General features: G+C 61.4%; 18 protein-coding genes. 7 read left to right on the top strand and 11 right to left on the bottom strand.

Going from position 1 to position 20,610, the window contains the following annotated elements; translation table 11 throughout:
• Positions 1–84: 84 nt before the first annotated feature.
• Positions 85–1,221 (bottom strand): porin, encoded by a 1,137-nt coding sequence (locus tag NCT03_RS26575; protein ID WP_244830882.1) that lies wholly within the window; start codon positions 1,219–1,221, stop codon positions 85–87.
• 372 nt (positions 1,222–1,593) lie between these two features.
• Here NCT03_RS26575 and NCT03_RS26570 point away from each other — a divergent pair, with 372 nt between their 5' ends.
• Entirely contained in the window at positions 1,594–3,612 is a 2,019-nt protein-coding gene (locus tag NCT03_RS26570; protein WP_250469511.1) for a TonB-dependent receptor, read from the top strand.
• Between the two features lie 28 nt (positions 3,613–3,640).
• Here NCT03_RS26570 and NCT03_RS26565 read toward each other — a convergent pair whose 3' ends face one another.
• The 3 genes from NCT03_RS26565 to NCT03_RS26555 are packed head-to-tail and all read right to left on the bottom strand — an operon-like array spanning position 3,641 to position 5,816.
• Positions 3,641–3,925 carry a DUF3325 domain-containing protein gene (locus tag NCT03_RS26565; RefSeq protein ID WP_250469261.1) on the bottom strand — a complete coding sequence of 95 codons (285 nt, stop codon included), beginning with the start codon at positions 3,923–3,925 and terminating at the stop codon, positions 3,641–3,643.
• Positions 3,922–5,538: a PepSY-associated TM helix domain-containing protein gene (locus NCT03_RS26560; protein WP_250494514.1), complete on the bottom strand. Its 1,617-nt coding sequence runs from the start codon at positions 5,536–5,538 to the stop codon at positions 3,922–3,924. The genes NCT03_RS26565 and NCT03_RS26560 overlap by 4 nt, the downstream gene beginning before the upstream one ends.
• Positions 5,535–5,816 (bottom strand): DUF3649 domain-containing protein, encoded by a 282-nt coding sequence (locus NCT03_RS26555; protein WP_250469259.1) that lies wholly within the window; start codon positions 5,814–5,816, stop codon positions 5,535–5,537. The genes NCT03_RS26560 and NCT03_RS26555 overlap by 4 nt, the downstream gene beginning before the upstream one ends.
• 22 nt (positions 5,817–5,838) lie before the next feature.
• On the opposite strand from NCT03_RS26555, the gene NCT03_RS33895 reads away from it, so the two are divergent.
• The gene (locus tag NCT03_RS33895) at positions 5,839–5,967 is read left to right on the top strand and encodes a hypothetical protein (protein WP_284503466.1); all 129 of its coding nucleotides are present in this window, start codon (positions 5,839–5,841) and stop codon (positions 5,965–5,967) included.
• A gap of 157 nt (positions 5,968–6,124) precedes the next feature.
• On the top strand, positions 6,125–7,609 hold the full coding sequence (locus tag NCT03_RS26550) for an MmgE/PrpD family protein (protein ID WP_250494513.1): 1,485 nt from the start codon (positions 6,125–6,127) through the stop codon (positions 7,607–7,609).
• A 360-nt stretch (positions 7,610–7,969) separates the two neighbouring features.
• On the opposite strand, the gene NCT03_RS26545 is transcribed toward NCT03_RS26550, so the two are convergent.
• Positions 7,970–9,166 carry an L-dopachrome tautomerase-related protein gene (locus NCT03_RS26545; protein ID WP_250494512.1) on the bottom strand — a complete coding sequence of 399 codons (1,197 nt, stop codon included), beginning with the start codon at positions 9,164–9,166 and terminating at the stop codon, positions 7,970–7,972.
• Positions 9,167–9,379: 213 nt separating this feature from the next.
• Between NCT03_RS26545 and NCT03_RS26540 the strand changes: the two genes are divergently transcribed.
• The gene (locus tag NCT03_RS26540) at positions 9,380–9,853 is read left to right on the top strand and encodes a hypothetical protein (protein WP_244830887.1); all 474 of its coding nucleotides are present in this window, start codon (positions 9,380–9,382) and stop codon (positions 9,851–9,853) included.
• A gap of 17 nt (positions 9,854–9,870) precedes the next feature.
• Here NCT03_RS26540 and NCT03_RS26535 read toward each other — a convergent pair whose 3' ends face one another.
• Both NCT03_RS26535 and NCT03_RS26530 read right to left on the bottom strand, forming a co-directional pair.
• On the bottom strand, positions 9,871–10,515 hold the full coding sequence (locus NCT03_RS26535; protein WP_250494511.1) for a DsbA family oxidoreductase: 645 nt from the start codon (positions 10,513–10,515) through the stop codon (positions 9,871–9,873).
• Between the two features lie 85 nt (positions 10,516–10,600).
• Entirely contained in the window at positions 10,601–11,263 is a 663-nt protein-coding gene (locus NCT03_RS26530) for a TetR/AcrR family transcriptional regulator (RefSeq protein WP_250469255.1), read from the bottom strand.
• Positions 11,264–11,353: 90 nt separating this feature from the next.
• Here NCT03_RS26530 and NCT03_RS26525 point away from each other — a divergent pair, with 90 nt between their 5' ends.
• From NCT03_RS26525 to NCT03_RS26515, 3 genes are all read left to right on the top strand, one after another.
• Positions 11,354–12,229: an aldo/keto reductase family oxidoreductase gene (locus tag NCT03_RS26525; RefSeq protein ID WP_250494510.1), complete on the top strand. Its 876-nt coding sequence runs from the start codon at positions 11,354–11,356 to the stop codon at positions 12,227–12,229.
• Between the two features lie 175 nt (positions 12,230–12,404).
• Positions 12,405–14,087, top strand: coding sequence for a phospholipase C (locus tag NCT03_RS26520; protein ID WP_250494509.1), 1,683 nt, complete (start codon positions 12,405–12,407; stop codon positions 14,085–14,087).
• 98 nt (positions 14,088–14,185) lie between these two features.
• Entirely contained in the window at positions 14,186–15,598 is a 1,413-nt protein-coding gene (locus tag NCT03_RS26515) for a cytochrome-c peroxidase (protein ID WP_502800430.1), read from the top strand.
• 108 nt (positions 15,599–15,706) lie between these two features.
• On the opposite strand, the gene NCT03_RS26510 is transcribed toward NCT03_RS26515, so the two are convergent.
• Genes NCT03_RS26510 through NCT03_RS26495 form a run of 4 tightly spaced genes read right to left on the bottom strand, consistent with a single transcriptional unit; the run spans position 15,707 to position 20,602 of the window.
• Positions 15,707–16,906 carry an acyl-CoA dehydrogenase family protein gene (locus NCT03_RS26510; protein ID WP_250494508.1) on the bottom strand — a complete coding sequence of 400 codons (1,200 nt, stop codon included), beginning with the start codon at positions 16,904–16,906 and terminating at the stop codon, positions 15,707–15,709.
• A 29-nt stretch (positions 16,907–16,935) separates the two neighbouring features.
• A complete protein-coding gene (locus tag NCT03_RS26505) occupies positions 16,936–18,624 on the bottom strand; it encodes an ABC transporter ATP-binding protein (RefSeq protein ID WP_250494507.1) in 1,689 nt (562 codons plus the stop codon).
• Positions 18,625–18,635: 11 nt separating this feature from the next.
• The gene (locus NCT03_RS26500) at positions 18,636–19,586 is read right to left on the bottom strand and encodes an ABC transporter permease (protein WP_250494506.1); all 951 of its coding nucleotides are present in this window, start codon (positions 19,584–19,586) and stop codon (positions 18,636–18,638) included.
• 35 nt (positions 19,587–19,621) lie between these two features.
• Entirely contained in the window at positions 19,622–20,602 is a 981-nt protein-coding gene (locus tag NCT03_RS26495; protein ID WP_244830895.1) for an ABC transporter permease, read from the bottom strand.
• Between the last annotated feature and the right edge of the window lie 8 nt (positions 20,603–20,610).

The following is a 20,610-nucleotide window of genomic DNA, read 5'->3' as shown; positions in this document are numbered from 1 at the left end:
CGAATAGCACGAAAGATCGCAATATTCGCACCAGCAAGAGGCGACATCGACGGCGCGGTGCGAACGCGCCGTCATCGATAGCACTTAGAAAATATTGCGAAGCCCGATGGAAACGCCCGTTTGATTCGAGCGTCCCGGCAGTTCCACGAAGCCCGCGCCCGTTACCTTGTTGAAGTCCACCGTGCCATAGACTTCGGTGCGCTTGGACAACGCATATTCTGCGACCGCCACGCCCGTATAGCGATTGCCGCTGCCGACTTCTCCACCGCCGATTGCCGCATTCTTCATGTGGTCGTAGTAGAACGCGCCGGTGAGCAAGAGCGCGGGCGTCACTTGATAGGTGATGCCGGCGAAGGGACCATCGTCGCGACGACCCGAGCCTTTGAGGATATCCACGCCCGACACGAGATCGCGTTGCGACAGCGTGCTATCGACGAAACCGGTGTCATCCGTCGAGTGCAGATAGCCGACGTAGAGCTTTGCCTGACCGATGGTATAGACCGCGTTGGCGTTCCAGATCTTCTGCTTGTTGCTGGCGTTGTCGCTGTTCTGCTGGTAGCCGCCGCCGATGGCAAGCGGCCCCACGGCATACGAAGCCGTGAAGCCGTACATGTTGCCCGCGCCCATGTGACCCGGCACCTGGCCCGAGAAGCCGCCCGCGCCCGTCGACGTGTAGTTGGTGCCGAACGAGTACATCGCCGCGACCGTCAGGCCCGCGAACGTGCCGTTGTACTTTACCGCGTTATCCGCATAGAGACCGGCGCCGAGCGCGACCGGCAACCACGCATTCTCGAAGTAGTTGCCGACCGTGAGCGGGTCGTAGGTATCGCCCAGCATGTCGAAAAGCGGCGTCTTCTGGCGGCCGAGCGTGAGCGTGCCGTACTGGTTCGACAGACCGACATACGCCGCGCGATTGAACTCGCGCTGGCTATCCGAGTACTGGCCGTTCTGCAATTCCACGCCGCTTTCCAAACGGAAAATCGCCTTGAGACCGCCGCCGAGATCTTCAGTGCCTTTCAAGCCGATCCGGCTATTGGTGATTGCGCCGTTGGTCATGAACACCTTGCCGTCGTTGTTGGCATTGGCGTTGGTGAGATAGCGCACGCCGACGTCGGCGACGCCGTACAGCGTGACCGAGCTTTGCGCGAATGCGGTGTGACAGGCGAGTGCAATGGCCGTGATGCCAAGGGCGGATACGGCACGCGATGTGATCGTCTTCATGGATGTCGTGTGCTGGATGCTTTGATCGATGTTGTATGTCGCGCTTTGCCGATGGCTCTCGTGAAGCCGATCGAAAAAAGCACGCGGACTTTTATCACATCGAATATCGCAGCGGACACGATGGGGCAAGTCATCGCAAAAAGGTGTGGTGTTTTGCGCAACTGACGCGCGTTGTTTAGTCGATCACGTGACACTGGCGTTTTTGTAAAGATACGTTATATCATCTCACCGCCTGCGGTGGATGCCGTTCCTTACGCCTCCGTACGCTCATCGGATGCAACGTTATATCATTTCGACAGGAGCAATAAAATCTTGCACCACACGCCTTTCGCTCATCCAGCGCCGCGCAGACAGCGCCTCTTGCCACTCGGCATGCTGCTGGTCACCGCCGTGGCACGCGGCCAGACGGCCGCCGGCAACGTAACGGACACCGCGCTCACGCCGGTATTCGTCACGGCGAATCCGCTTGGATCGAACCAGTTGATGTCGCCATCCAGCGCGCTCGACGGCGACGCCCTCGCTCTGCGACGCGGCGATTCGCTCGGCGAGACGCTCAACGGTCTGCCCGGCGTCTCCACGACGACTTACGGTCCGATGGTCGGCCGGCCGATCATCCGTGGCATGGACGGCGACCGCATCCGCATACTGCAAAACGGCGTCGCGGCCTTCGATGCATCGTCGCTCTCGTACGATCACGCCGTCCCGCAAGATCCGCTTTCAGTGGAGCGCGTCGAGATCGTGCGCGGACCGGCGGCGCTGCTATACGGCGGCAACGCGATAGGCGGCGTGGTGAACACCATCGACAACCGCATTCCGCGCGAGCCGATCAAAGGCGTCTCCGGTCAGGCCGATGCCAGCTATGGCGGCGCCAACGATGCGCGCGCGGGCGCGGCGCTCGTGGAAGGCGGCAACGGGCAGTTCGCGTTTCACGTCGATGCCTTCGACCGCGAAACCAGCAAGGAGCGCGTCCCCGGCTTTACGCACTCGGATCGCCAGCGCGCGCTCGACGGACCGGACGCGCAAGAGCCCTACGGCAGCATCCCGAATAGCGACGGGCGCTGGCACGGCGGCGCGGTCGGCACGTCCTACACCTGGGCCGACGGATATGCGGGTGTGAGCTACAACGGCTACGAAGCGAACTACGGATCGGTCGCCGAAGACGATGTGCGTCTGCGCATGCATCAGGATCACGTGACGGCGGCATCGGAGATACGCAATCTGCAAGGACCGTTCAGCCAGCTCAAGTTCAACTTCGGCTATACCGATTACGAACACAAGGAGATCGACGACGGCGAAACCGGCACGACCTTTCGTAACCACGGCTACGAGGCGCGCATCGAGGCGCGTCACAAGAAGATCGGTCCGTTCGATGGCGCCATCGGCGTGCAGTTGAGTCAAAACACATTTTCCGCGCTCGGCGACGAAGCGCTCGTGCCGACATCGCAGACGACGAGCGCCGCGCTCTTCGGACTCGAGGAATGGGCCGTCAACGACGCGCTCACGCTCAGCGTCGGGGCACGCTACGAGCATGTGAAGATCGACCCGACGGCGGGCGGCAACGAGAAATTCGCATCGGCGATGTCGCGTGATTTCAACGCGGGAAGCGTGTCCGCGGGCGCGTTGTTCAAGCTGAATCCGATCTGGTCGGTGGTCGGCAATCTCGCCTACACGGAGCGGGCGCCGACTTACTACGAACTCTTCGCCAACGGTCCGCACGATGCCACCGGTCAGTACCTGATCGGCAATCAGGACGCGCAGAAGGAAAAGGCCGTGTCCACCGACGTGTCCTTGCGCTTCGCGAGCGGTCCCAACAAAGGCAGCGCGGGCGTGTTCTACAGCCGCTTTCGCAACTATCTGACCGAGTTCAACACGGGCCGTCTCGTCAACGACGACGACACGCCCGTGGCGCCAGGCACCGACGACGCGCTCGACGAAGCGGTTTATCGCGGCGTGCGCGCGGAGTTTTACGGCATCGAACTGGATGGCAAATGGCGCGTGCTCGATCAAGGCGCGCATCGGCTCGATGTGGAAGTCGTCGCCGATTACACGCATGCCCGTAATGTCGATACCGGCGAAGCCTTGCCGCGCATCTCGCCGTTGCGCACGACACTCGCGCTCGACTACGGCTACGGTCCGTACGGCGCGCGCGCGGAAATGGTTCACGCGTGGGCGCAGCATCGCGTGCCGGAGAACGATCTGCCGACGGGAAGCTACACGACGCTCGGGCTCACGCTCACGTACAAGTTCCGCGTCGGACCAACGGACTGGCTCGCTTACGTGCGCGGACAGAACCTGACGAATCAGGAAGTGCGTTACGCGAGTTCGGTCGTAAGGGACATCGCGCCTGAAGGCGGTCGTAGCGTGATGATCGGATTACGCACGGCGTTTTGATGGATGCGAGGCGTGGGCGATGCTTCATTCATCCACGAACCTCGCGTCGGTCAAGCAAGATGAGCGCGCCATATACGATGCCTGCGGCAAGACTCGTGCATCCGCTAAAGCTCACGAGTCCGAGCGCCCAGCCTTCGCCACCGACGAGGTATCGAAGCGCGAGCACGAGGCCGCACCATCCGGCGGTGCGAAACGCGCGCGACTGACCGCGTGACAGCTCGCGTCCGAAGAGGGTCTCTTGATGCCGCTCCATTGCCAGCGCAAGAAACGCGAATGACACGACGCAGACCAGCAAGGCGATTCCATGCGTCACGTGCTTTCCTCCTCGGTTTCCTTCATCGTCACCTTGCGCTCGTCGACGGTTCTCGCGGGCTTCACGCGCGGCGTGTGACGTGCTGTGCGTATCGCCAATGCGGCATGCAACGCGGCGAACGCCCACATCATCAGATCGAATCCGGCGAACACCCAATCGCCTTCCGGGACACTTCGCCAGAACGGCCTTTGCGTCGTGAAGGCATTGAGCACCGGCAAGAGCGCGAGCAAGGCAGCCGCAAGCCAAAGCAGTTCCATCCACGCGCGCTTCGCGGGCCGCGCGAACACCCACGGCAACGTTGCCGCCCAGATGGCGAAGAACAGGTTGATCTCCGCTTCGGCGCGGTCGTGCATCGACACGGGCAATAGTCGATTCGCCCACAGATATCCGGTCATGGCGATGGAAAGTCCCGCAATGCTCGCGATATTCAGCCGCTCGACGAGCCAGAAGCCGAAGTACGGCCGCGTCGGATCGAGCAGCTTTTGACGGCGTTTGACCGTCCACATGACGAGGCCGGTGCCGACCATCGCCGTGCCCGCGAGACTGACGATGAAATACAGCCAGCGCAGTTGCAGACCGCTGAAGCGCCCGAGATGCAACGCATAGAGCACACCGCGCGTTTCGGCGGCTGCGCCCACGCTGTCTTTCACGTCGATGAGCTTGCCCGTCACGCCATCGAAGAGAAGATACTGCGGACTCATCGATACACGCACCGCATCGCCACGCGATACGGCCACGCGTGCCGCGCCGTCGCCCGGATTCGTGATCGTCACTCGTCCCGCGTTTTCCCGGCCCCAGCGCGCTTCGGCTTCGCGCACCATCGGAGCTATGGGCGCGAGCGGAACCTTCGTTCCATCGGGCTTGCCCGGTTGAATGAATGCGCTCAGTTGCGCCGTCATCTGCTGGCGTTCCGCGGGCGTCTTGAATGCGGCCGATGCGCCGAACGGCATGTACATCGCCATCAACGTGACGAGACCGGTGTAGGTGATCATCAAGTGGAACGGCAGGCCGAACACCGACAGCGCATTGTGCGCGTCGAGCCATGAGCGTTGTCCCTTGCCCCATCGAAAAGTAAAGAAGTCGATGAAAATTTTTTTGTGCGTGATGACGCCGCTTACGATTGCGACCAGCATGAACATCGCGCAGAAGCCTGCAATCCAGCGTCCCCACAGCGCGGGCATGTAGTAAAACTGGAAATGAAAGCGGTAGAAGAAGTCACCGCCAAGCGTCTCGCGCGTAGTCACTTTCTGGCCGGTTGCAGGATCGAAGCTCGCTTCCGAAAACGTGCGCCGGCTCTGCGCCGCGCCCGGCGTGCGCCAGAACGATCCCATCACGCTGCTGCGATCGTTCGGCAAGTCGAAGCTCCATTGCGAGCTTCCCGCAGCGATGGTGCCAAGCGTCGCGGCGACGCGTTCGGCAGCGGATGCCGCGTCGGGCAAGACCTTTTGATGCGCGACTTCCGGGCGCATCCACTGCGAGATCTCGTCCTTGAAGTAACTGACCGTGCCGGTGAGAAACATGGCATAGAGAATCCACCCGACGAGCAGACCGGCCCATGTATGCAGGTCCGACATGCTCTGGCGGATGCCGCGCGGTTTGACGTCTGCCTTCATACCGACCACGCCGCGATCAGGAGCGGTATCGATACGATAAGGCATCCGAACCATGCGCGCGTTGCGCTCCGCACCGCGAAGACCCAGATCACCGCGCATACGTAGACGACGAAACTTGCCAGCATGCCGGTGAGCACCGCTTGTGGCTTGCTCATCGGCAGCGCGAGCGCGGCGACGCTCGTCAGGGCGGCAAGCGTGTAACCGCCGAACATCGCGCAGACGATGCGCGATACGAGCGGCCCCACGCGGGCAATTCGGTTCGTAATCAAACCAGTCATTGGCTGGCGAATCCTTGAGTTCATGAGTGCACTGTGTCCCGTCGCGGACACGCGCCGTGTGACCGACGCCGATGGCATCGAAACAGATGGCCGAGCAGAAGTTGCAAGCGCGATGGTCACGCAAGCCAGCGGCGTGATCGATTCAGGCTAAATGATAACCATTATTAATAACAGTTGCTGAACGAGGCTGTCAAGGAAAGGTCCTATCACGCTGGAGGACCGTGAGTCTGATCTCTTCGGGAGCGAAACCTGCTCGCCGCGATACCAAGCCATCTATCACGGCATGAGTACTCAAGGAGACAAAGAAAATGTCCGCATTCGACCGTCGTAATTTCCTCAGGACCAGCGCAGCGGGTGCCTTGGCATCGGCTACCGTCAGTCCGGCCGCGTTCGCTCAATCTAACGCGGCTTCGGCTTCAACACCTGCGCCCGCAAGCGCACCCAACGCCCGCCCGCCGAAAGTCACACGCATACTTGCGGAGTTCATCTGCAAGACGAGCTATCAAGATTTGCCCGCGCCAGCACGCAAGGAAGGCGTGCGCACGCTCATGAACTGGGTCGGCGTCGCGGTCGGCGGCTCGCACGATGAAACCGTCAGTCGCGCCGTCGCCGCGCTCACGCCATTCTCAGGTCCGCCACAAGCCAATCTGCTGGGCCGCGCCGAGCGCTTCGACATCATGAACGCGGCGTTTATCAATGGCGTCAGCAGTCATATCTTCGATTACGACGACACGCATCTCAAGACGATCATTCACCCGGCGGGTCCCGTGGCATCCGCGATCCTCGCGTTCTCGCAATACCAACCGGTGTCGGGCAAGGACTTCCTCAACGCACTCGTGCTGGGTGTCGAAACCGAATTGCGCATTGGCAATGCCGTGTATCCCAATCACTACGATGTCGGCTGGCACATCACCGGAACATGCGGCGTATTCGGTTCGGCCGTCGCGACCGGCAAGCTCATGGGACTGAGCGTTCAGCAAATGGTATGGGCGCTGGGACTTGCAGCGTCGCAACCGGTAGGACTGCGCGAGTCATTCGGCTCGATGAACAAGAGCTTCAATCCGGGGCGCGCCGCCGCGAACGGCATCTTCGCGGCCTTACTGGCGGCAAGGGATTACACGAGTTCTGACGGCATGATCGAAGCCAAGCGCGGATGGGCGAACACCATCAGCACGAAGCAGGATTACCGCGAGATTACCGAAGGTCTGGGATCGCATTACGAATCGACCTTGAATACGTACAAGCCGTTTGCATGCGGCATCGTCATTCATCCGGCAATAGACGGTGCAATCCAGCTTCGCAACGAAAACAAGCTGCAAGCGGATCAAATAGAACGTATCGATCTTCGCGTGCATCCTCTCGTCATTGAGTTGACGGGGAAGAAGACGCCGCAGATCGGGCTCGAAGGCAAATTCAGCATCTATCATGCGGTAGCGATTGCGATCATCGACGGCGCGGCCGGTGAGAAGCAGTTCAGCGATGCGAAGGTGCGCGACCCGAACACCATTGCGTTGCGCGACAAGGTGAATGCGATCATCGATCCCGCGATAAAACCGGAACAGGTCGACATGACGATCGTGCTGAAGGACGGCCGCAAGCTGCACAAGTATATTCAGCACGCTATCGGCAGTACCGAAGTGCCGATGACCGATCAGCAATTGGAGAAGAAGTTCTCCGATCTCGCCGATGGGATTCTCTCGCCCGAGCAAACTCGCGCGTTGATGGATAACTGCTGGCAGGTCGAGCAATTAGGGAACGCCGGAGATATTGCGTTGGCGGCGCTTCCACGTTGAATCGTGCATACCGACTCAGCCAAGCAAATTCTCCATACCGATACCTCATCAACCGACCCGACGGACTGCCCTTCAGTGCACGCAGTTTCGAACTCTGTGCGTCGCATTGTCCCCGGATGGTTGCTGGCAATAGCGGCACCGCTTAACGAAGGCAAGGTGGTGCCAGCACGGAGTCGTCATGTAGCGACGGGCTGTCACTGTGTGCTCGAACATCGCTCGTCGAATCCTCCGGAGCCTGCGCGGCAGATCGCGCAATGGCTCATCGACGAAATGCGAAGCGAACTGGCAAGTGCGTGGCCCTTGCTTGACTCGCTTGAGGCAATCCGTCGATGAGCCGCAGCATCAACCGCCAGGCTAAACTCAACCCGCCAACCCATGCGCCGGCTGCTTCGGCAAGCGCACGCGAAAGATCGCGAACTTGCCTTCGCGCGGGTAAGGATTGGAGAAGTTGTTCAACTCATGCAAATGCGAATCCGCGATATACAAGCAGCCGTTTTGAATAGCAAAGCCATCTGCCCATGAAAGCTGCGGATGCTTGCCTACCAGCGTCTTCTGCACGAGCCCGGGCTTGCCATGCTTCTCGACGACATCGAAGCCCACCACGGTCCTGTTCTCCAGATCGCCACCGTATAGCACGCCAGCTGGACTCATGATGAGACCGCCGGTCAACGCGCCGTCGCCGAGAAACTGCACCTTCTTCGATAGGGCGTCAGCAGAAAGCGACGTATCGATAAGCGCCTTGGTCGGTACTCGCCAATAGTGGTGATCCGTGAGCGGCCGGTAATAAAGCCATTCGCGATCGGGCGAAAGCGCAATGCCATCGGTCTGTAAGACGAGGACGCTGCCATCGCCCTTGCGCGCAATCTGATCGCGGAACATGAGATGCTGCTGCGGGTCCGACACGCTCGACTTGTCGCCCGCGAGCACGAGACGCGACTCGCCAGTTGCAAGGTTCGTCACTGCCACGCCGCCCTGATTTGCAGCATTGCTCAAATACACGTAGCCGTGTTTCAGATCGACGCGAATGTCGTTGAGCGAGTCCTTCGGCGTCACCACACTGCCATAGTCGAACCGACGCACGATCTTCTTCGTAGCCAGATCGAACTCGATCAGCTTCGGTGGCTGACGTGTCTGATCGACCGATGTCAGCGACGAGTCGAGCGCCCACAGATGGTCCTGTTCATCGACCCATAGCGCTTGTACCGAAATCCACTGATGCGAACCATCTTCATCCGGTTTGAAAACATTCCAGCTTTCGTCGGGAAACGGCGTGAGCGCGCCGGTCTTCGTATCGACTTCAACCATGCTGTAACGCGATCGCTTCGCCGAAGCCGGCGCCGTGGCGAACACACGCCCCTCCTTCGATACGCCGATTCCCACGAGACGAAAATCATCGTCGAAAGTTGCCACGGTTTCCAGACGAGGCGCGTTTTCTGCACCTGCAGCAAATGCCGTCTGCGTCGCTGCACCCACACTCATCGTGCCGAGCAAACCCGCGCCGATGGAAGCAAGCACGCGTCGCCGCATGTTCGATTGTCGTGATTCATCGTTGTGCATCAAGTCTCCTTCGCATGGCTTGGACTGTTTCCGTGGCGCGTTGAAAGCGAGTAACCCGTGTTCAACACATAAACCGATGCCGCAAGTTTGGAACCAGCCCGCAGCAGCGGTGTCGCACCAGTATTCAAGCGGTTCGCGTCGTTCGGCAATCCTGCACCATTCGAGGGACGCGCGCCGTTTCATCAATCGATACGCTCATCGAAAGGAGCCCGCATGTCACGTTTGACGATCGCTTTCGCTTTTCTTTTCACGTTGCTGACAGGATGTAGCGCCATTCGAACGCATGAAGCCCGCAACACCGACGGCGCGCTCATCGGCTCCAATGTGCTCGATTTGGTGCAGTCCGTCGGCATTCCCGACAAGACCATGAAGCTCGTGGATCGCAATAGCCCAAGCGACCGTATGGAAGTGCAGTGGAATTTTTCCAACTCCGATGCGGCGCTCGACTTGAACGCGCTCGTGCTGGATTTGAAGGTGGGTGGGGCTGGCAAGTGCAGCATGACCGCGACCGTCAATCGTTGGGGCGGTCAGGTCACGGGCGTGAACTTCCCACAAGCGCATAGCGACAGTGTCGGTTCGGATTACGGCGCATGCGAACCGCTCGTGGCTGAAGCGCTCACGCACAATCCGCACACGCCTATCGATCCGACCTGGGACGCTTTCTCGCTCGTCGGCGCAGCCAAGTAAGCGTGCCCTTCGTTTCCTTACTGCGCCTCGGCGACGATCTTGCGGATGGCCTCTTCGAACGCTTCCACGGGCTGGCCACCGCTCACGAGATATTGTCGATCGAAGATGATCGCGGGCACCGAACTGATGCCGAGTCGCTGGAACTCGCGTTCCTCGTCTCGGACTTCGTTCGCATACGCGCCGCTCGTCAACACTTCACGCGCGGCGTCGCCGTCGAGTCCGACGGCCTTGGCGGCTTCGATCAATACATCTCGATTGCTCGGGTTTTTACCATCGGAATGATACGCACGCAGGAGTTCGAGCTTGAGCGGCACTTGCTTGCCTTCGATACGCGCCCAATGCAGCAACCGATGCGCATCGAATGTGTTGTACACCCAATCGCGCTGACCAAAGGTAAAGCCGGCGCTCGCGCCACGCTCGCGGATCATCGCTTGCGCTTCCTTTATTTGCTCGGGCGTGCGGCCGTACTTCCTGCCCAGGTAATCGACAATACGCTCGCCTTCCGGACCCATGTCCGGGTTCAGTTCGAACGGATGCAGCGTGATGGTTGCATCGACGGTATCGCCTAGGCGTTCCAGCGCGCGTTGCAATGATGAAAGACCAACGGCGCACCACGGGCACGCGATGTCGGAAACGAAGTCGATTTGCAGGGGACGAGACATGATTTTGCAGCCATGAGTTGAGTCGAGACATCAAGCCTAGCTCAAAACTCGAAGGCTGGCTAACTCCGCCCCATGCACGCCGTACTCACGAAGCGCCGGTGCGCTTCAACCGCGCGCGCGGCCTTGCCTCTCGCTCCAGATAACCCAGACATAGCGACTCGAGCTGACGCGGCAGGGCCCGCAACATGGCGCGCGGTGCTCCGCCTTCGACCATCAAGCGCGTGGGTCCAACCATCGCCGCTGCGAGCATGAAGGCAGTGGTATTGAGATCGTCGAAGATGGCGTCCGACGCTGTCGCAAGCATGGCAACGAGCGTAGCGCGGCTTCGGCGTTCCGCGCCTTGCGCAAGCTCCCGCACATCGAGTTCGGCCGCGACCGCATACAGCGCGCGCGCTTCATCTATACGTGCGGTCTTTGCTCGTACGAATGCCTCCACGACTGTAGACACCATGGTCGCCAGCGACTCGCCATGCACCGACTCCGCCGCCTGCTGGAGCACGTCGCCTACTCTGCCGAGATGCCGCTCCAGCACCGCGAACAACAACGCCTGCTTGTGCGGAAAGTATTGATACAACGTGCCGATGGACACACCGGCCCTCTCGGCCACGCGAATGGTGGTGAGCCGCTGCAAACCATCGGCCAGCAAAACCTGAATAGTGGCGTCGAAGATTGCATCGACGGTGGCCTGCGAACGCGCCTGGCGCGGCAGCTTGCGGGGCTTCAACGCGGTCTTGTTGTCGCTCGACATATGCGAATGCACAATCTGAAGGATTATTCGTATTATAGACGAGCAGTTTCGAGAATCCATTTCGCATCGACGGATGCAAGGAGCATTGCAATGACCGACGCAAACCGCGCTGGCCTCTATCAACTCGGCGAATCGTCCGTGACGCGCATGGGTTACGGCGCCATGCAACTCGCAGGGCCGCATGTGTTCGGCCCGCCCAAGGACCACGACGAAGCCATCGCCGTGCTGCGTGAAGCGATCGACAGCGGCATCACGCATCTCGACACGAGCGACTTTTACGGCCCGCACGTGACCAATCGACTGATTCGTGAAGCGCTCTATCCGTATCGCGACGATCTCGTGATCGTCACCAAGGTGGGGGCCAAACGCGGCGACGACGCATCGTGGAATCTCGCGCGGTCTCCCGCCGAACTCGAATCTGCCGTGCACGACAATCTGCGCAATCTCGGCCTCGACGTGCTGGACGTCGTGAACATGCGCGTCATGTTCGACATAGCCGGTCCCGCTGAAGGCGATATCGAGGAACAGGTTACGACGCTTGCGGAATTGCAGCGCAAGGGCCTCATCCGGCATATCGGCCTGAGCAACGTCACGGCGAAGCAACTCACGCAAGGACAGAGCATCACGCCCATTGTCTGCGTGCAGAACCAGTACAACCTCGCGCATCGCGGCGACGACGCCATGATCGATCATCTTGCGCAGCAAGGCATAGCGTATGTGCCGTTTTTTCCGCTCGGCGGCTTCTCGCCCTTGCAATCCGACATCTTGAATCGCGTCGCGCAACAGGTGAGCGCCACCACCATGCAAGTAGCGCTTGCATGGCTTCTGCAACGCTCGCAAAACATCCTGCTCATTCCGGGTACGTCCTCACGCGCGCATTTGCGGCAGAACATCGAAAGTGCGGGCCTCGAATTGTCGCCGGAAGTGATCGAGGAACTGAACGGCATTGGGGCTGCCGCGAAATAAGAGCCTTACGGAGTCGGATCAGGAACACGCCGGAATACGCCGAATCGTCAATGTGAAGTAAGAGGTGCGAAAGCGCTTCGACTTCGACGCGCAACACGCGAGTGTTGTAATCCGCGTCGAGGAGAAGCCTTTGCGCCTCATCAAACAAAATCACATCGACCCCCGGAGTTCCTTCATGTTTCGTCGAGCCATCATGGTCGCAACATCGGCCGCGATCGCCGCCTTCGGCCTCTACGCCTGCGGCAGCGATCACGACAACAACGCTCAACAGAGCGCGCAAAACAAGCTCGTCACCGCCACGCCCATCAAGCACGTAGTCGTGATCTTCAACGAGAACGTCTCGTTCGATCACTACTTCGCAACCTACCCGAACGCCGCCAACCCCGCGGGCGAGCCCGCCTTCACGGCGGCCGCCGGCACGCCGACGGTCAATGGCCTCACTGGCACGCTGCTCACGGCCAACCCGAACTTCGTCAACACGCTGAACGGCGCGGCTGCCGCCAACCCGTTCCGGCTCGATCGCACGCAAGCCGCGACCGCCGACCAGAACCACGCTTACACCGCGGAACAACAAGCCTATAACAACGGTGCAGCCGATCTCTTCCCGAAATACACGGGAAAGGGTTCGAGCGGCGGCGCGGGTGCATTCGGCACGGCAGGCCAAGTCATGGGCTATTACGACGGCAACACGGTCGCCGCGTTGTGGAACTACGCGCAAAACTTCGCGATGAGCGACAACGCGTACACCGACACCTACGGCCCGTCCACGCCCGGCGCGCTCGAAGTCGTCTCCGGTCAGAACAACGGCATGCAGATCGTGAAGACGAGCAAGCCCGTGTTCAACCTGACGACGGCATCGGGCTCGTACTATGTCGCCGACGGTCAAGGCGGCTTCTCGATGATCAACGACGTCGATCCCGCCAACGACGTCTGTTCGAGCACGACGGATCAGGCGTTGATGACCTCGAAGAACATCGGCGACTTGCTCAATGCTAAGAGCATCACGTGGGGCGGCTTCATGGGCGGTTTCAATCTCGCCACCGTGAACAGCGACGGCTCGACCGGTTGCAAGCGCGCGACCTTCTCGAACGTGGTCAATGCATCCACGGCCGACTACGTTGCACATCACAACTGGTTCCAGTACTACGCGTCGACGGCGAATCCGCAGCATTTGCGTCCGAGTTCGACGGCGGCCATCGGTTCGTCGCTGGAGGCGGATGGCAAGACCGCCGAGCCCGCGAATCACGAATACGATAGCGACGACTTCTTCGCTGCGGTGAAGGCCGGCAACTACCCTTCGGTGAGCTTCATCAAGGCGCCCGCGTTCCAGGACGGCCATGCGGGCTATTCCGATCCGCTCGACGAGCAGGCTTTCACGTCGAAGATCGTGAACTTCCTGCAGCAACAGCCGGACTGGAACACGACGGCCGTGATCGTTGCATGGGATGACTCGGATGGCTGGTACGACCACGCTTATGCGGTACCGACTTCATCGTCGTTCGATCCGCAAGCCGACCAGTTGAACGGTGCGGGCAAATGCGGCTCGGGCGCGGCGCCCGTCGGCGTGAACGGCGGCGCGGTGAATGGCCGCTGCGGTCCGGGCACGCGCATTCCGTTTCTAGTGATCTCGCCTTGGGCGAAGGTGAATTACGTCGATCACACGGCGATCTCGCAGGCTTCGGTGGTGCGCTTCATCGAAGACAACTGGCTTGGTTCGACGCGTCTCGGCAGCGGTTCGTTCGACGCCACGGCCGGCAGCATCATGGGCATGTTCGACTTCTCGGGCAAGGGCAACAACCCGAAGGTCTTCGTCGATCAGTCGCTCGGTTCGCCGGTCGCATCGGTGCCCGCAATCTGAAGGTGACGCATGGGCGCGCGCATTCAATGCGCGCCATCGCCGCTCGTATCGTGTCGCCGCTCGCCGGCGACATCGCGTTTTTCCAAACTCATCCGTACATGTCCGCTACTGTCGAACCCGCCTTCGGTCGTTCCCCTCACAAGCCGCCGCTCAGGCGTCATGCGTTACGCGGCGTTGCTGCCCTCGTGATCGCCGCAGGCGCGTTCGGTGCGTTTGCGTCGATGTATCCATCGCATGTGCCTGCGGCCGTCGGCGAGATCGTGGAAAACCTGACCGGCGCGAATCCCGCGCCGGTTGTCTTGCAGCGTCCGCCGGCCGTGCAACTGAGTGCGGTCGCGCAACTCGGCAAGAACATCTTCTTCGACAAGACGCTTTCCGCATCCGGCAAGCAGTCGTGCGCGTCATGCCATGACCCGGCCCATTCGTTCGGGCCATCCAATGATCTGTCCGTGCAGGAAGGCGGACCGCATTTGAGCTTGCAGGGTTATCGGCCGCCGCCTTCGCTCATGTATCTGTATCGGCAACCGAACTTCAGCATTGGTCCCGATGCAGGCGATGCCGACGCCCCGCCCGATCTCGCGCAACTCGCCGATCAGGCCAAAAGCACGCAACGCGCCACGAAGACCGCAGGCGTGGCGCCCGCCGCACCCGCGCTGGTTCCACAAGGCGGCCTGTTCTGGGACGGCCGCGCGGATACCTTGCAGGCACAGGCATCCGGTCCCATGCTGAACCCGGTCGAGATGGCGAACACGAGTCTCGACGAAGTGTCCGGCAAGCTAGCGCATACGGCCTACAAAGGCGAATTCGAAAAGCTCTTCGGCCCGCGCATCTTCGATACGCGCGGCCTGGCCGTGTCGGAAGCCATGTTCGCGGTGGCGCGTTATCAGGTTGAGGAACAGGCGTTTCATCCTTATACGAGCAAGTACGACTACTGGCTCGAAGGCAAGACGCGCCTCACGCAAGCGGAGTTGCACGGCCTGCACCTCTTCAACGATCCCGCCAAGGCCAATTGCGCGGGATGCCATTTGTCGAAGCCTGGCGGCGATGGCCTGCCGCCCATGTTCACGGATTATCAGTACGAGTCGCTTGGCGTGCCGCGCAACGACAAGCTCGCGACCAATCACGATCCGAAGTTCTTCGACATGGGCGTATGCGGACCTTTCCGTGACGATCTGCGTGACCAGACGCAGTATTGCGGCATGTTCCTCACGCCGACGCTGCGCAACGTCGCTACGCGCCACGCGTTCTTTCACAACGGCATCTATCATTCGCTCGACGACGTGATGGCCTTCTACAACGAGCGCAATACCGCGCCGCAAAAGTTCTATTCGAAAGACGCGAAGGGCGCGGTGCGTAAGTACGACGATCTGCCGCCGCGGTATCACGCGAATATCGATGACAAGGACGCGCCGTTCGACCGCAAGTTCGGCGACAAGCCCGCGATGACGGACGCGGATATTCGCGACATCGTCGCGTTCCTGCAGACGTTGAACGACGGCTACAAGCCCTGAGCTTTGCGATGGCTTCATCGCCTCGTGATGAAGGCGATTTGCGCTGAAAACCCGCGCGAGCGCTGGACACTTCGCCGTGCCTCGTCCGGTGAACGGCGTCAATGCAGCTTAGAAAACCTTCCCTTCGGTCAAATGGGTGGTCACGCCGTTCAATTCGTAGTCACCGATCACGCGTGCCTTGTGCAGCAGCGGGTTGTGGCTGAAGATGGTCCGCAGATTGCGCCAGTGCCGGTCGAAGTTATGCGCCCGGGAAGTCGCCGATGCACCGCCCGCCTCGAACATCCGCTCGCCTGCAAACAGCGCGAGCTTGCTGACCACGATCTGCGTGCGCGCCGTCGCAAGCGCGCCTTCGAGCACGAGCGCCTCGGCATTCGCAACGCCATTGCGAATGGCTTGTGCGGAACGCTCCAACTCGCGCGCGTTTTCGCGCACCAGTGCATCGATGCTGTGACTATGCGCACTCAGTTCGCCGATCACCTGCTGAATGAACTCATCCTCGCGCGCGGTGGGCGCGGTGCTGTGCATCACCGGCCGGCCATGCTTCAGCACATAACGCTTTGCATCCGCGACGATATTGCGCACGATGCCCGCCGCCACCGTCACGAGATGCAACTGACGCAACGCGCCGCCATGACGTCCCGTGAGCGTCGACTGCACGCGCGGCGTGACTTCATCGGCATGCACGAGCAGATTGTCGAACTCGAGACTGCCGCTTGCCGTCATGCGCTGGCCCATGCCGTCCCAGTCGTCGATCACGCGAAAACCCTCACGTTGCACGGGCACGATGGCAACGGCCGCATCGCCGTTTTCGTCCTGCACGTTGAGGCGCGCGTAGTCCGAGAACGCCGTGCCAGTCGAGTAATATTTGCGGCCGCTCAGTCGAAAGTGCTCCCCGTCGCGCTGCAAACGGGTCGTGATCTCGCCGGGACGCGATGTGCCCGCTTCGGTCGAAGCTCCGCCGAAGATCGCGCCATCCACCACGCGCCTGATCTGCAATTCGTTGAACGGCGTGCGGGGCGAGAGCAACAGCGCTTCGGTCTGATCGAAGTGAATACGCAGCGCATGCGCGACATTGCTTTCATGCGCGGCAAGCGTGGCGATCACATGAAACACGTCTTCGAGCGACCCGCCGAGACCGCCCCATTCCACCGGCAAGCGCAGCTTGCCAAGACCCGACTGACGAAACAATGCGAAGCCCTCGAAGGGCAACTCGCGGCGCACCTCTCGTGCGGCTGCATCTTCGCCGATCGCCTCGGCGAGCGCGGGCAGCGCATCGAGCGCGGCCTGGCGCGGGTCCTGTTGTGACATACCTTCTTCCTTGTTTGAATGGTTCTGTGTCATGCGGCTTCCGCATCGAATTGCTTCACCGGAATGGCTTCGAGCAGCGTGCGCGTATAAGCATGCCGCGGCGCTCGCCATATCTCGCGATGATGTCCACTCTCCACGATGCGTCCGCCCTGCATCACATGCACGCGGTCCGCGATATAGCGCACCACCGAAAGATCGTGCGAGATGAAGAGATACGCAAGCCCGAGATCGCGCTTGAGTTCGACCAGCAGATTGAGAATCTGCGCCTGTATGGATACGTCGAGCGCGGACACGGGTTCATCGCAGATGAGAAGCGCGGGTTCGAGAATCAGCGCACGCGCAATGCCTATGCGCTGACGCTGACCGCCCGAAAATTCATGCGGATAGCGCCCGAGCGCGGCACTGGGCAAACCAACGCGATCGAGAATGGCCGCAGCGCGTGCACGCCGTGTCTTGCCATCGCCGATGCCATTTACTTCCAGCACCGCTTCGAGTATTTCACCCACGCTACGGCGCGGATTGAGCGACGCATACGGGTCCTGGAACACCATCTGCACCTGACGGCGCAGCGGGCGCAAGGCACGTTCGGAAAGCGGTGCGAGGTCGGTGCCGCGCAGTTGGATAACGCCGGCAGCGGACGGCACGAGCCGCATGATCGCCTTCGATAGCGTGGACTTTCCGCAACCCGATTCGCCAACGAGACCGACCGTCTCACCGCGTGCGATGTCGAACGACACGCCATCGACCGCACGCAGCAAGTCCTTGCCATGACGATGCGCGTAATGCACCGATAAATCCCGCACTGAAAGCAAGGGCACATCGTCCGCCTGTGCGGTCGGCACGATCCGATGCGGCGCAAGCGGCGTAACGTCGAAGACGGGCTTACCGTCTTCGGTGACGGTGTGCCTTATCTCCGGCAGCTTCCACTCGCGATAATGCAACTCGCCGGACAGATTCAACGACGCCCCGAGCAATCCCCGTGTATAGGCATGGCTGGGCGCGGTAAAAAGCTGCTCCACGCTCGCTTCCTCGACCTTCTCGCCCGCAAGCATCACCGCCACCCGGTCCGCATGGTTCGCGACGACGCCGAGGTCGTGCGTGATGAGCAACAACGACATCGAGAGTTCGCGCCGCAGCTCCGCGAGCAATTCGAGGATGCGCGCCTGAATGGTCACATCGAGCGCGGTGGTGGGTTCATCGGCGATGAGAAGACGCGGCCTGCACGCCACCGCCATGGCGATCATCACGCGCTGACGTTGCCCGCCCGAAAGCTCATGCGGATAGTCGGACACGCGCCGCTGCGGCTCGGGAATATGCACGAGGTCGAGCAATTCGATGGCACGTTTATGCGCGGCTTCCTTCGAGAGCGCCTCATGCTGCCGCAAGGTCTCGACGATCTGCGCGCCGATCGACAGCACCGGATTGAGCGATGTCATCGGCTCCTGGAAGATCATCGATATCTGTCGGCCGCGCATCGCACGCATTTCACGTGGCGCCAGCGCAAGCAGATCGCGTCCGTCGAAACGCACGCTGCCCGTCACGCGGCCGGGCTCCGGCACGAGACGCATGAGCGAAAGCGCGGTCGCGGACTTGCCGCAGCCCGATTCGCCGACGAGCGCCAGCGTCTCGCCTTCCGCGATATTGAGGTCGATGCCGCGCACCGCGTGGTGCGCGCCGAAGCTCACGCGCAGGTCGCGCACTTCAAGTAGATTGGCCACGTCGCGCCTCGTCATGGTCGTTCGCGCATGCGCGGGTTGAGTGCGTCGTTGAGCCCGTCGCCGAGCAGGTTCAATGCGAGCACGGCGAGCACGATGGCCGCGCCCGGTATCGCCGTCAGATACCACGCGGTACGCAGCGAATCGCGTCCCGCGCCGATCATGCCGCCCCACGTGACGACGTTCGGGTCGCCCATGCCGAGAAACGAAAGCGACGATTCGATCAGGATGGCGCTCGCCACCATCACGGATGCAGTGACGATCACCGGCGGCAACGCGTTCGGCAGAATCTCGCCGAAGATGATGCGCGCGTTGCTGAAGCCCTGGCTGCGCGCCGCAAGCACGAAGTCCGACTGACGCAAGGTGCGGAACTCGGCACGCACGATTCGCGCGACCGTGGGCCACGAAGCAATGCCGATGGCAAGCGCAATGATCGTCACGCTGGGCCGTCCTATAGCGACTATCACGATCACGAGCAGGAACGACGGCACGGTCTGAAAGAGTTCGGTGATACGCACGAGCAGATCATCGACGAGACCGCCGAAGAAGCCGCCGATAGCGCCCACGAGCGTGCCGATCAACAAGCCGATCGCAGCCGCCGATGCGCCGATCAGTAGCGACACGCGCGTGCCGTGGGCTACGCCCGCGGCGACATCTCGGCCAAGCGAATCGGTGCCGAGGCGATACATCGGATCGGCGCCAGGCCAGTCGAATGGAAGCGCAACCATGTCGAGCGGATCGCCCGGATAGAAGTGCGGCGCGCTCAACGCAAGCACGATGAACGCCGCGAGCAACACGAGTCCCGCAAGCGCCGAAGGGTTGCGCAATAACGCGTGCCATGCGCCACGCCGCGCGCGGGCCGTGGGTGCGCCTTCACCACGGCGGGTGCCGAACAACGCGCCCGCGAGCTGACGTCGCCAGGGCGAGGCATGGGATGAAACGAGTTCGGGGGAATCGGAAGCCATGCGTCCTCGAATGAATGTCAGGCGTGTCGGGCGTATCAGGCTATACGCGGATCGAGCCATGCCTGCAACAGATCGACCACCACGTTTGCCACGATCACGAGCAGCGACGAAAGCAGCAGGACGCCGAGCAGAACGCTGAAGTCGCGCGCCATGACGGCATCGAGCGCGAGGCGGCCAAGCCCTGGCCAACTGAACACCGTCTCGGTCACGGCCGCGCCGCCGAGCAAGGTACCGAAGTGAATGCCGACCATCGTCGTGAGCGGCATCAGCGCATTGCGCAGCACATGCCGCACGGTGACGCGCAACGGATGCAATCCTTTTGCATGCGCCGTGCGCACGAAGTCCTGCCGCTGCACTTCGAGCATGGCGGCGCGCGTGAGACGCGCGTAGATCGCGACGAAGAACGTGGCGAGCGTGACCGCGGGCAACAGCACGTGCTTGCCGATATCGGCCAGATAAGCGAAGCCATGCAGGTTCGCGCCAACCGTCACGTCGCCGCCGCTCGGCAGCCAGCCGAGATGCACCGAGAACAGCACGATGGCGAGAAGCCCGATCCAGAAGCCCGGCGTCGAATAGAGCAACAACGCAAGCACGGACAGCACACGGTCCGGCCACTTGCCGGCCCAATGCGCCATGACCGCGCCGAGTACGATGCCCGCCACGATTGCAATGCCAAGTGCCGCGCCCATCAGAATGAGTGTATTGGGCAACCGCGAAAGGATCAGCTGCATGACGGGCGCGTCGTAACGCGGCGAGAAACCAAGACTGCCGTGCGCGAGATGCGAGAGATACGACCACAACTGATGGAGCACCGTCTGATCGAGACCGAACTTCGCGCGCAATGCTTGCAAGCTCTCCGTCGTGGCCGAGCCGGACTCTCCCGCGATGACATCGGCGGCATCGCCCGGCATGAGCTTCAGCAGGAAGAAGTTGAGGATCACGATGGCAAGCATCGTCGGCACGGCTTGCCAGGCCGTGCGGCGAACGATGGCGGCGAGGCGCGTGCGTCGGCTCATGTGGATGC

Source organism: Caballeronia sp. GAWG1-1, from assembly GCF_023631465.1.
GTDB lineage: Bacteria > Pseudomonadota > Gammaproteobacteria > Burkholderiales > Burkholderiaceae > Caballeronia.
The sequence above is the reverse complement of the archived record's forward strand: the minus strand, read 5'-3'. Positions and strand labels throughout refer to the sequence as shown.

Bases quoted from the DNA above. Each gene is read 5' to 3' on its own strand.
- NCT03_RS26500 (WP_250494506.1), bottom strand. From the start codon at position 19,586: ATGGCTTCCGATTCCCCCGAACTCGTTTCATCCCATGCCTCGCCCTGG.
- NCT03_RS33895 (WP_284503466.1), top strand. From the start codon at position 5,839: ATGAGTGCACTGTGTCCCGTCGCGGACACGCGCCGTGTGACCGACGCC.
- NCT03_RS26560 (WP_250494514.1), bottom strand. From the start codon at position 5,538: ATGAAGGCAGACGTCAAACCGCGCGGCATCCGCCAGAGCATGTCGGAC.
- NCT03_RS26495 (WP_244830895.1), bottom strand. From the start codon at position 20,602: ATGAGCCGACGCACGCGCCTCGCCGCCATCGTTCGCCGCACGGCCTGG.
- NCT03_RS26525 (WP_250494510.1), top strand. From the start codon at position 11,354: ATGACCGACGCAAACCGCGCTGGCCTCTATCAACTCGGCGAATCGTCC.
- NCT03_RS26520 (WP_250494509.1), top strand. From the start codon at position 12,405: ATGTTTCGTCGAGCCATCATGGTCGCAACATCGGCCGCGATCGCCGCC.
- NCT03_RS26555 (WP_250469259.1), bottom strand. From the start codon at position 5,816: ATGACTGGTTTGATTACGAACCGAATTGCCCGCGTGGGGCCGCTCGTA.
- NCT03_RS26540 (WP_244830887.1), top strand. From the start codon at position 9,380: ATGTCACGTTTGACGATCGCTTTCGCTTTTCTTTTCACGTTGCTGACA.
- NCT03_RS26550 (WP_250494513.1), top strand. From the start codon at position 6,125: ATGTCCGCATTCGACCGTCGTAATTTCCTCAGGACCAGCGCAGCGGGT.
- NCT03_RS26515 (WP_502800430.1), top strand. From the start codon at position 14,186: ATGTCCGCTACTGTCGAACCCGCCTTCGGTCGTTCCCCTCACAAGCCG.
- NCT03_RS26535 (WP_250494511.1), bottom strand. From the start codon at position 10,515: ATGTCTCGTCCCCTGCAAATCGACTTCGTTTCCGACATCGCGTGCCCG.
- NCT03_RS26530 (WP_250469255.1), bottom strand. From the start codon at position 11,263: ATGTCGAGCGACAACAAGACCGCGTTGAAGCCCCGCAAGCTGCCGCGC.
- NCT03_RS26575 (WP_244830882.1), bottom strand. From the start codon at position 1,221: ATGAAGACGATCACATCGCGTGCCGTATCCGCCCTTGGCATCACGGCC.
- NCT03_RS26570 (WP_250469511.1), top strand. From the start codon at position 1,594: ATGCTGCTGGTCACCGCCGTGGCACGCGGCCAGACGGCCGCCGGCAAC.
- NCT03_RS26545 (WP_250494512.1), bottom strand. From the start codon at position 9,166: ATGCACAACGATGAATCACGACAATCGAACATGCGGCGACGCGTGCTT.
- NCT03_RS26510 (WP_250494508.1), bottom strand. From the start codon at position 16,906: ATGTCACAACAGGACCCGCGCCAGGCCGCGCTCGATGCGCTGCCCGCG.